Genomic DNA, 10,385 nt, shown 5'->3' with positions numbered 1-10,385 from the left:
ACAGTTGCCCGTGGAAAAAAACCGCTGTCTTCTTCACATCAGGGGGCACAATCTCAACTCCTCTCGGATGAAAAATACTTGGCTAGTAAGTCTTCACCGCGATCGCCCAAGGAGTGCAGTAGTGCTTCAATTTGTTTCAACGCCAGTGGTAAAGGCTTTGTCCGTCCGTTCTCCCATCGATTAACACTATGGAACGAAACTCCTAGTTTAGCTGCAAACTTGGTCTGTGAGAGTTCAAGGCGTTGCCGAGTTTCACGAACCAACTCTGCAAGCTCTTTTTGTTCGATTACACGCATGAACGTGGATACCTTTGATTGCTATAAATGGTCGGACTATAGCATCTGCGATAGTTGATGTTGAAATATACCATATGGACTTGCTGTCATGACCTCTACCCAAAGAAGCAGAAATGGTTGCGTTGCAAAAATTTGTTGAGCACAAAAGTTCGTACCAATTTCCTCATTTAGAAGGGGTTTTGTTGTCTCTTCCATAATTAATACCAGTTTCCTTCACTTCGGAAGTACACTCTCTGAGTTATGTATTAGCTCACAAACGAGTCGCACGCTACTTTAAGGTGTGTTTGCCCTGCGCCAATTACAACTTTAGAAAGATGCTTTTCTATTGAAAGTTTAGTTATCTGTATATCAATTACACAGTATAAACAAGTTGCTACAATAATTGCAGAAATGGTGGCACAGCTATTATGTGCGGAAGTATTTGTCTTAGATCAAAATGCTTATGTAATTGCTGGTAGCAACCCCGATTTTATTAACTATTCCTTCAACTACATTCAGAAAAAATTACGAATAATTACTTGCGAGTTCCTTTATTATTTAATACACAATTCGGTGAAGTTATTGTTTGCAAATCTGACAATGGTGAAGAAATTTCTTCTCTTTAGTGCAGAAACTAATAAAACTAGTAATCAATCAAACTACAGTGATTGATACATTGCTCAATCAACATCAATTGAAGGATAAATTTATCTATGAACTACTTCACGGTTTGATCGACGAAAATACCATAATTCGGTACAGCAAGTTGTTAGGAATAGATTTGACTCCACCTCGTGCAGTTATATTAATAAATACCGCTAATATGAATTATTTTTTTAGCTTCACACAAAGGTCAATAAAAATATAATTTATACTCTTATTCAGCAACCCCTAAAATATAAGCGAATATTTGTCATCTATAAATTTTTTCACACCAGGGTATGATGATTTGCCCTACCCTTTTGTCTTTAAAAGAGATTGATACCAGGGGAAAATCATTCATGCGTATTCATCATCTAAATTGCGGTTGTATGTGTCCGATTGGCGGGGCGTTCTTCGATGGCTTTAGTCGTGGGCTAACAGCCAGCCTTGTCTGCCACTGTCTGCTCGTTGAGACCAATCAGGGACTCATTCTCATTGATACTGGCTTTGGAGAGCGCGATGTCAAAGCACCATTATCAAGACTCAGCCCGTTCTTCATGAATTTGAATCGCATCAAGTTTGAACAAAAATACACAGCGCTTGCTCAGATTAAGCAGCTTGGCTTTGACAAAAGTGATGTACGCCACATAGTGCTTACCCACCTTGATTTTGATCATGCGGGTGGATTGGAGGATTTCCCAGAGGCAACTGTGCATGTGATGCAGGCTGAAGTTGAGGCAGCACAGAAACGGCGTGGCTTCATCTCATCGCAACGTTATCGTCCTCTTCAGTGGGATGAAGTTAAACAATGGAAGTATTATTCGCCAGGGGGCGAACCTTGGTTCGGTTTCGAGGCAGTGCGTGACCTCGAAGGACTGCCACCTGAGATTCTTCTTATTCCGCTTACTGGTCATACGCACGGTCATGCTGGCATTGCCATTGAAACACCGCAAGGTTGGCTCCTACATGCGGGCGATGCCTACTTTTATCGGCACGAAATGAACACCGCCAAACCACGCTGTACTCCAGGTCTGCGTGCTTACCAATGGTTGATGGAAGTAGATCGCAAGGCTCGACTCCACAATCAAGAACGCTTACGTGCGTTATCGCTCTCACACAGTAGTGATGTGCGCCTGTTTTGCAGTCATGATGCGATCGAATTCAAAACGCTTGCTGACCAAAACAATTCGCAATTGTGACCTGAATGAAATTATGTCAGTTGCTAGACCCTAAGCGTCTCCAACAAATCCAAGCCAGCAGTAACTACTTCCTCTGGCGAGATATCCAAACATTCCAAATTGTAAGGACAGCTAAATTTGAGGAATTAGCTGACGTTGAGGGGTTGTTTGCTGATTTGATGGTGCGACAGATGACGTGAAGAATTCAAAATTAAAAAATATAAGTTAGACTAGGGTCTGTTTTCAAACTACTCGTCACGTCATCCCAGATTTTCAGATCCTCCTAAAACCCCTTTGGAAAGGGAGACTTTAAAGTAATTTTCCCCCCTTTTTAAGGGCAGGGCTGTTTCATTCCCTAAAAGATGTAAGAGGTCATTTATAAAGTAAAAATAAAATTTACTGTAGGGGAGGCTGTCATCGGTGTGGATTTTCCTCCCGCTTTATTGCCGTTGTGTTAGGCGCATATTTTGAAATGATTTGTCACGAAAAACACGATCAAAGCGCCTAACGCACCGCTATATAACATGGTGCGTCAGGCTAAAGCCGTGACACAACACCAGGTGACGCCACGTGCTACAACGGCGGGAACCCCCAAGGGCGCAGTGGCTCCTTTATGCCTCTTAACCCTTTCGGCAGTCGTACCCTGCACCGAAGCCGCGCTGCGCGCGTCTACATGGGGGGAACCCCCAAGACCGCGCTACCTCACCACCGCACTGGCTCCCCTACTTAAGATTTACTTTATAAATCAACTCTGACTGACAAAACTTTAACAAAAAATTAGGAATAAAGAGGCAGGGACAAAGGAATTGGGAAACCTTGCTCCTTTAACCTTTAATTTCCCTGCCTGATTCGGTCAATTCAGCCTGACTAACTATAGTCTAGACAGCAGCGAAATAAACTTTGGACTTGACAGGATCGGGAACCATTGTCTTGTCACCAGGTTGCCAACCAGCTGGGCAAACTTCATCGGGGTGAGACTGCACGTACTGAATAGCTTGCAGTGTCCGCAGAGTCTCATCAACGTTGCGACCAAACGCTAGGTTGTTGATTGTCGCGTGTTGGATGATACCATCTTTGTCGATGATAAACAGACCACGCAAGGCAATACCAGCTGCTGGATCGAGAACGTTGTAAGCGGTGCTAATTTCTTTCTTAATGTCGGAAACCAGAGGATAGTTAAGATCGCCGACACCCCCAGACTTGCGATCGGTCTGAATCCATGCTAAGTGTGAAAACTCGCTATCAACGGATACACCCAGGATTTCTGTGTTAACTTTTTTAAATTCTTCGTAGCGATCGCTAAAGGCTGTGATTTCAGTTGGGCAAACAAAGGTAAAGTCTAGGGGATAGAAAAACAAAACAACATACTTACCGCGATAGTCGGAAAGTTTGATAGTTTTGAATTCCTGATCTACCACAGCCGTTGCTGTAAAGTCGGGGGCGCTTTGACCAACACGGAGGCATCCTTCTGTAGACATAACTAATTCTCCTTGAAATTACTTGCGTCTAGCTGCCCGCTTTCTACAGGTGTACAGGTGACACTCACCCGTCCACGTCCTGACAGCTTAATTAATTACGAACTGTTACGACTATATCATACTCATAACGATTTTGAGTAGCAAATGCTGGATTTAGATACAAGAGAATGGTTGCTCACAAATGGCTTGGGAAGTTTTGCCAGCGGTACGCTTTCAGATGTTCGCACTCGTATGTATCATGGTTGGTTGTTTGCTGCAACCAATCCACCTTATGGGCGTACTCTGCTGCTTTCACATTTAGAAGCTAGCCTGGAACTACCAAAGCAAGTTATAGCATTAGGGACGAATTTCTGGGGCAGCGGTCAGATTGATCCGACGGGTTACGAACTACTGCGCTATTTCGATATTAACCCAGTTCCCAAATGGGTTTGGGGTGAAGACAACTGGCAAATAACCAGGCAATTGGTGATGCCCCACGGTTTAGGAGGGGGAGAGGGGGAGAGTGGGAGAGGGGGTGATGGGGTGAGGTTTTTTTCCCCACCTCCGGTTCTCCCCATCTCCCCATCTTTTTGCCATCGCCTATTAATTCAATACCGCTATGAAGGCAGTGATGTCGCGATTTTGAGGTTGCGACTGCTAATCGGCGATCGCGATTTTCACTCCCAACAAAAAGCAACTCTGGGATTGCAATTCTCGCAGTTGCTGGGGCAAGGGCAAGTTTGCCTGCAAGCGATAAATTCAGGACAGTTTGGCACACCTTGGCACTTGCGGTGGACACGAGGAAACTATCAACCAGATGCATTTTGGTATTGGAATTATCATTTACCAGAAGAAACGCGCCGAGGATTAAGCGATCGCGAAGACCTCTACAGTCCTGGTTACTTGACAGTGGCTTTGATGCCAGGAGATGCAGTGACTCTAGAAGCAAAAGTGGGTTTTCCCGACAAATTACAAACTGTTCTCACTGATGATACTTTTGCAGAAGCAATCGAGGCAGAGCAAGAGCGACTTTCTCACATTTTTGGATGGGGAGAAGAGGCAAGGGGCATGGGAAAAATCACTACTTCAATACCCAATACCCAATGCCCAATTCCCAATGCCCAGTACCAAATTTGGCAGCAATTACTACGAGCAAGCGATCAGTTTATCGTTTACCGAACCTCTATAGCTGGTCCTAGTGTCATTGCTGGTTATCATTGGTTCAATGATTATGGACGCAATATCTTGATTGCTTTACCAGGGTTAACACTAGTTCCGCAACGCTTTGACCTGGCGAAAGGACTCCTAGAGACTCTTGGGTGTTACTGTCGCCACGGACTGATTCCCAATACATTACCGGATGGAGAAAGTGAACCTTTTTACAACAGTATTGATGCAGCACTGTGGTGGATAGAAACTTTAGGGCTTTACCTAGAAGCTACGCAAGACTGGCAGTTTTTAGCGCAGCAGTACCCAGTAGTACAGCAAATTTATAAAGCTTTTATTGGTGGTACGCGCTACAATATCCAGGTTGATTCTACTGATGGGCTGATTGGTTGGGATGCTCGTGGTGTAGCCTTGACTTGGATGGATGCTATAGTTGATGGGCAGCCTGTCACACCTCGTCGCGGTAAGCCAGTAGAAATCAATGCTCTGTGGTATTCAGCTTTATGTTGGGCTTCTCGATGGGCAGAAATATTAAGTGAGCAAGAAATCGTTACCGAACCGAGTCGTTTGGCTAAGCAAGCGCAGCGTTACAGCCAGCAAGCACAACAGGTAAAAGCCTCACTGCAACAGTTTTGGAATTCCCAGCTTGCTTACTTGTATGACACTATTGAGCCTGACGATGGACGCAATGTTCAGATTCGCCCAAATGCAGTCATAGCCCTTTCTCTCGCTCATTGTGCCTTTTCTGCCCAGCAAGGGCAGCAAATATTACAACGTGCTACCGATCGCTTACTTACACCTTATGGTCTTCGCACCCTCGATCCAAGCGATCGGTCGTATGTGGGTAAATACACAGGCAACTCTGAGCAACGCGATCGCTCTTACCATCAAGGAACTGTTTGGAGTTGGCTAATTGGGCCTTATATCCGTGCTTGGCAGCGTTTTCATCCAAATCAAGCCCTACCCTTTGATTGGCAACCCCTGCTAGAACACTTCCTTTCCGACGCCTGTCTAAACTCCATTTCTGAGATTTTTGATGGTGATGAACCACATACACCCAGAGGTGCGATCGCTCAAGCTTGGTCGGTTGCTGAGTTGATCCGCCATATTCGTAGTTAAAAATAATGGCTCAGGTGTGATTCGAACACACGACCTAAGGCTTATGAGTCCTCCGCTCTAACCTACTGAGCTACTGAGCCAAACTTTTCTCACCGATTTCTAAATATAGCATACAAGTTTCGTTATGACTAGTATCAGAATATTAATAAATTTACGCCTGATGTAAATTAAAGCCGTGACAAAATCATGTTTTAATCTGCATATTCTAAATTAGTCTAACTATTGTGGGGTAGGCGTCCCCGCCTGCCCTCAGAATGCAAATTAAATCTGGAACAGCTTAGTTGGTTGTTGCCAATGCCAAACAACTAGTTTCCCCACTTTTCGACAGCATGGCGCAGCGGCCCTGGTGGTAAGGCTTCCAGCGTTAAAGATTCGCCCTTGCTAACTCGTTGTAGGACATCGAAAAATGCCTGCACACCAGCAGCTGCACCATCGGGATGATCCATAATGCCAGTACCGGCGTTGAGAATTACATCCTGACCGTAATCAACCAAAGCTTTGGGAACGATGCCAGGATGAATACCAGCGGAAGGGACAGGAAAAACACCACGACTGTGCAAAATATCTCGGATCTTACCTTCTTCGACTGGGTCAAAGGGTAAACTACCGTAGTGTGCGGGATACAGCACGGCGTCCGCACCAGCATGAGCCATCAAGGTTCCCAATACCACAGAGTATGCCATACCATAATCGGGGGCAGCACACATTGCTCCAGCTAGTGCTGGATGGGCGAAGATGGGAACATTAATTTCTGGGTCGCTGGCTAAGGCTTGCAGTACCGAAAAGCCGTAGGTAAGAACATTCAACAAGAGTGCATTGGCGCCTTGCTGTACCAAAAGACGCGCTTTCTCTAATAATTTATCTGCCGTACCTGTAACATTGACAGCATACAATACTGTACGTCCGGTGGTTTGCTTGACTTCTTCAATTACCTGACGACAGGCTTTCAGGCGTTCTATGGTTGGGGCAATATCCAGATCGCCGAAAATTTCGTCATCTTTAATAATATCTAGTCCGGCGTGGGCTACTTCTGCCAAAATAGCGGCGTGATCGGTGGCTGAGAGTCCCAGTGCTGGTTTGAAAATAGCCATAATCAACGGGCGGTTAAATACCCCCAGTCGTTCTCGAATACCGCTAATGCCCAGTTTGGGATGTAGACCATAAGTTTTTGGTAAACGTACCGCCACGATTTTTGCCGCACCAGCCATAGAGTACTTGCCAAATATCATCGTCAACAGGCTGGAGATGTCGTTTTCTACATTTGCTTCAGGAAAGCGAATCGTGGCGATGCTGTAACTTGTTTGGGCTTCTGTTTCTACTGAGGCTACTTCTGCTAAATGCGATCGCAAAGCTGCTTCTCGGTGGGCAAAACGGGCATCCCAAGTTCCAACTGTTTGCCCAACCGCGATAATTTTGGCTTGCTTTTCTGGGTCAACACCCGCAGGAAAGCGGTAGTCTACTTCAATGGTCATTAGTCAATAGTCAATAGTTAGTAGTTAGTGATTAGTAGTTAGTGGTTAGTAGTTAGTGGTTGTTAACTATGCCCAATGCCCAATGCCCGATGCCCAATTCCCACTCTCCCACTCTCCCCATCCCCCCATCCCCACTTAGAGTGTCTCCAAATAGCTAAGCAAGTCTGCCATTTCTTTGGCGCTAGGTTGAAATTTAGGCATGGGAGGCGTGTCACCACTAATAACTTGATGAATCAGACCATAGGGGGATTTGCGCTTAGAGACTCCTTGCAAGCTGGGACCGACACGCCCATCTGCTTCCCAGCCATGACAACCAGCGCAGTTGATTTGAAAGATAGCGTGTCCTTGAGTAGGGTTGCCTGTTAAGGATAGAACGGTCTTGACGTAGGGGTCAGAAGCCCTTACCATACGAACAGCAAAAATCCCCAAAACGACTGCTAGCAAAATCGCCAGAGCCATTAAAGCGATCCGCTGAATCAGAATTTTAGGTTGGGTAATCTGGTTATCCAAAATTTTTGCTGTCAAAGTCTAGGTGTACAAAAATTTTTCATTTCATACACATAGCTTAAAATTTCTTTGATGTGTCTGCAAGCACAAATTGTATATTTCTTTTGTACAGTTACTGCCCAAAACCATTTCCTGACGCGGGATTGATGCCAGATTTGGTAAGATGAGGAACAGGAAATAAATCTTTAATAATTGCAACAAGGAGATTTCAAGTGGTTGAACCCTTACTAGACGGCATGGTTCTGGGTCTCATTTTCGTAACTCTGGCTGGACTTTTCTACGCTGCCTACAAGCAGTATAAGCGTGGCAACCAGCTAGGTCTTTAAATTAAAGTATGGGCAGGCATAAGGTACTGCCCTAGACCTGTCAAGGTGTAAGTCTTAAAATGAGTTTTTCTTGGTGCCTTTGTGTCTTTGTGGTGAAAAAATCATTTTTGAAACACCAAGACACGAAGACACAAAGAAGAAAATAGTCTTGTTTACTGAGATTTGGGTTGGTTTTTACCCACCTTGACACTGCTAGGTACTGCCCCTACTTCCCCTAGTTCCTTCTGTTTATTCTCCAATCCTGTAGAAGGTAACAGCTGTATTGCCATAAACTTTCTGACGGCAGATTTCTAAGCTGGGATGCACTGGTGGATTCCAACCTTGGGGACTGTGTTCAACTGCAATTTCGCCAATAGGATCTAAAAGTTGGTGGTGGGCGATCGCTTCCAATGCTGGCTGATACACGCCACTAGCATAAGGCGGATCGAAGTAAATTCTATCAAATTGCTGTCCAGAAAGTTTGGGCAACCACTGCAATATGTCACCTCGCAGCACCTTCCATTCCTGTTCGGGACTCGCTACCCGTTGCCAATTTTGTTCGATAATTGCACAAGCACGGCTCGATTTTTCTATGGCGATCGCGAGGCTTGCCCCTCTACACAAGGCCTCTGCACCTATTGAACCTGTCCCGGCACACAAATCCAGCCAGCGACATCCTTCTATTGTTCCCTGCCAAATATTAAAGATTGCCTCCCTGACCCGCGCACTGGTGGGTCTGGTTTCTTTTCCATGTAAACTTTTTAACTGCCGATTACCGTAAATTCTCAGAGCCATGAGCTTAGGGTCAAAATTCACGCAGACTTTGGTACAAACTCACCTTAGCTCTAACTTTGAATGACAGAAAGTGGTTTATGCAAATATTAGTTAATTACTTCTTCAAGTAAATAATTACCTACCACGTTTGTAGTAGAATTTTTCAGTCATTCCGAACGGGTTTAGTGGAGACGGTAAAAGAGGTTGGGTAATCGGATAATTTTACAAAAATTAACTCGTTTTTAAGCAGCAATTTGTTCGCGTACTTGAGCAACAAAATTAGATAGGATTTGCAATCCAATATTAGAAGATTTTTCTGGATGGAATTGGACTGCCATCAAATTTTCCCAGGCTATAGCAGCTGTTACAGTTTGACTGCCGTGGGTGACTGTCGCGGCACAGACTTGCGGATCGGCTGGTTCGACATAATAGGAATGGACAAAATATACCCAAGGTTGAGGCGCTAAATATTCCCACAAAAGACATTTTGGTTGGGTCAATTCCAGTTGATTCCAACCCATATGGGGAATTGTAATACCGGGTTCTGGACGGAAGCGTCGTACTTTTCCTTTGATAATTCCTAGTCCTGGTTCAATACCTTCTTCAGAGGAATCAAAAAGAATTTGCAGTCCCAAACAAATGCCTAAAAAAGGTTTGCCAGATGCGATCGCTGCTTTGATGGGTTCTTCTAAACCACGCGATCTCAAATGTTGTACTGCCGGATCGAATGCACCAACACCAGGCAATACTATTGCATCTGCCCTTTCTAAATCTTTGGCAGAATCTGTAATTTTAGGATTTGCACCAGCTTTTTCCAAACCTTTACAGGCTGAGTGCAAATTTCCCATGTCGTAATCCACGACTGCTATTACCGCCATTAACCTGCTCCCTGTCAATTTATTATGGAGGGTAATTCTATTTTAAATAATATTCCTTATGAAGAAAAGATTGCTATTAACTTCTTTTCACACTTGGCTACCTCATCAGGTGTCAAATTCTTCTGATGATTTATTGATTGAAGTTGCCAAACTTGATTCGATCTCTCATGATTTAAGTTTTGTAAGACTGCTGCCACCAGATGTGCAAGTTGCCAGTGCTCAAGTACTGAAAAAAATCGCGAAACTCCAGCCAGACGGGATTATCTGCTGTGGCATGGCCGAAAAGCGGACGCAATTAAGTGTGGAATCCAATGCTAGTTGTGGGGAAAGTGTGTTGCAAACAACGGTTGATTTAAAGCAATTGGTGGTGGGAACAGCTGCTGTTGAGATCAGCCACGACTGCGGTAAATTTGTCTGCGAGGGTCTTTATTATTCGGTGCTAGATTACCTGCGGCAGTTCCAACTAAAAGTCCCTTGCATCTTTGTCCACGTTCCTATTTTGACTGAAGAAAATTCATCCTCAATTCTTGCCGATTTTTTATTAATTATTCACAGGATGGCACTTTGGTAAAGTTGTTTGCGTCTCTATCTAGAAAAAAATATCTAGGTAT

General features: G+C 44.5%; 11 protein-coding genes and 1 tRNA gene. 5 read left to right on the top strand and 7 right to left on the bottom strand.

All coding sequences use genetic code 11. The features are described 5' to 3' along the window. Positions 1–53: 53 nt before the first annotated feature. Positions 54–296 carry a helix-turn-helix domain-containing protein gene (locus FIS9605_RS0111425; RefSeq protein WP_026732709.1) on the bottom strand — a complete coding sequence of 81 codons (243 nt, stop codon included), beginning with the start codon at positions 294–296 and terminating at the stop codon, positions 54–56. 920 nt (positions 297–1,216) lie between these two features. Between FIS9605_RS0111425 and FIS9605_RS0111405 the strand changes: the two genes are divergently transcribed. Then, positions 1,217–2,116: an MBL fold metallo-hydrolase gene (locus FIS9605_RS0111405; protein ID WP_331280945.1), complete on the top strand. Its 900-nt coding sequence runs from the start codon at positions 1,217–1,219 to the stop codon at positions 2,114–2,116. Between the two features lie 5 nt (positions 2,117–2,121). Continuing rightward, positions 2,122–2,295, top strand: a complete 174-nt coding sequence (locus FIS9605_RS42580; RefSeq protein ID WP_155960399.1) for a hypothetical protein — start codon at positions 2,122–2,124, stop codon at positions 2,293–2,295. 678 nt (positions 2,296–2,973) lie between these two features. Here FIS9605_RS42580 and FIS9605_RS0111395 read toward each other — a convergent pair. Next, the gene (locus tag FIS9605_RS0111395) at positions 2,974–3,573 is read right to left on the bottom strand and encodes a peroxiredoxin (RefSeq protein ID WP_026732705.1); all 600 of its coding nucleotides are present in this window, start codon (positions 3,571–3,573) and stop codon (positions 2,974–2,976) included. A 144-nt stretch (positions 3,574–3,717) separates the two neighbouring features. On the opposite strand from FIS9605_RS0111395, the gene FIS9605_RS0111390 reads away from it, so the two are divergent. Next, positions 3,718–5,838, top strand: a complete 2,121-nt coding sequence (locus FIS9605_RS0111390; protein WP_026732704.1) for an amylo-alpha-1,6-glucosidase — start codon at positions 3,718–3,720, stop codon at positions 5,836–5,838. A 6-nt stretch (positions 5,839–5,844) separates the two neighbouring features. On the opposite strand, the gene FIS9605_RS0111385 is transcribed toward FIS9605_RS0111390, so the two are convergent. The 3 genes from FIS9605_RS0111385 to FIS9605_RS0111375 all read right to left on the bottom strand — a co-directional run bounded on the left by FIS9605_RS0111385 (position 5,845) and on the right by FIS9605_RS0111375 (position 7,820). Then, positions 5,845–5,918 (bottom strand) — tRNA-Met (locus FIS9605_RS0111385). 225 nt (positions 5,919–6,143) lie between these two features. Beyond that, the gene (locus FIS9605_RS0111380) at positions 6,144–7,310 is read right to left on the bottom strand and encodes a RuBisCO large subunit C-terminal-like domain-containing protein (protein ID WP_026732703.1); all 1,167 of its coding nucleotides are present in this window, start codon (positions 7,308–7,310) and stop codon (positions 6,144–6,146) included. Between the two features lie 135 nt (positions 7,311–7,445). Next, positions 7,446–7,820 (bottom strand): c-type cytochrome, encoded by a 375-nt coding sequence (locus FIS9605_RS0111375; protein WP_026732702.1) that lies wholly within the window; start codon positions 7,818–7,820, stop codon positions 7,446–7,448. A gap of 209 nt (positions 7,821–8,029) precedes the next feature. Here FIS9605_RS0111375 and petG point away from each other — a divergent pair, with 209 nt between their 5' ends. Further along, positions 8,030–8,143: a cytochrome b6-f complex subunit V gene (gene petG / locus FIS9605_RS0111370; protein WP_026732701.1), complete on the top strand. Its 114-nt coding sequence runs from the start codon at positions 8,030–8,032 to the stop codon at positions 8,141–8,143. A 228-nt stretch (positions 8,144–8,371) separates the two neighbouring features. On the opposite strand, the gene rsmD is transcribed toward petG, so the two are convergent. Both rsmD and hisH read right to left on the bottom strand, forming a co-directional pair. Further along, complete coding sequence (gene rsmD / locus FIS9605_RS0111365; protein ID WP_026732700.1) at positions 8,372–8,917, bottom strand: 16S rRNA (guanine(966)-N(2))-methyltransferase RsmD; 546 nt, start codon at positions 8,915–8,917, stop codon at positions 8,372–8,374. 221 nt (positions 8,918–9,138) lie between these two features. Continuing rightward, positions 9,139–9,774, bottom strand: a complete 636-nt coding sequence (hisH, locus tag FIS9605_RS0111360) for an imidazole glycerol phosphate synthase subunit HisH (protein WP_026732699.1) — start codon at positions 9,772–9,774, stop codon at positions 9,139–9,141. Positions 9,775–9,832: 58 nt separating this feature from the next. Between hisH and FIS9605_RS0111355 the strand changes: the two genes are divergently transcribed. Continuing rightward, positions 9,833–10,345, top strand: a complete 513-nt coding sequence (locus FIS9605_RS0111355) for a peptidase C15 (protein ID WP_026732698.1) — start codon at positions 9,833–9,835, stop codon at positions 10,343–10,345. Positions 10,346–10,385: the final 40 nt, after the last annotated feature.

Source organism: Fischerella sp. PCC 9605 (assembly GCF_000517105.1).
In the GTDB taxonomy this organism is placed as follows: domain Bacteria; phylum Cyanobacteriota; class Cyanobacteriia; order Cyanobacteriales; family Nostocaceae; genus PCC9605.
Note: the sequence above shows the minus strand (reverse complement) of the source record. Positions and strands in the feature narration are given on the sequence as shown.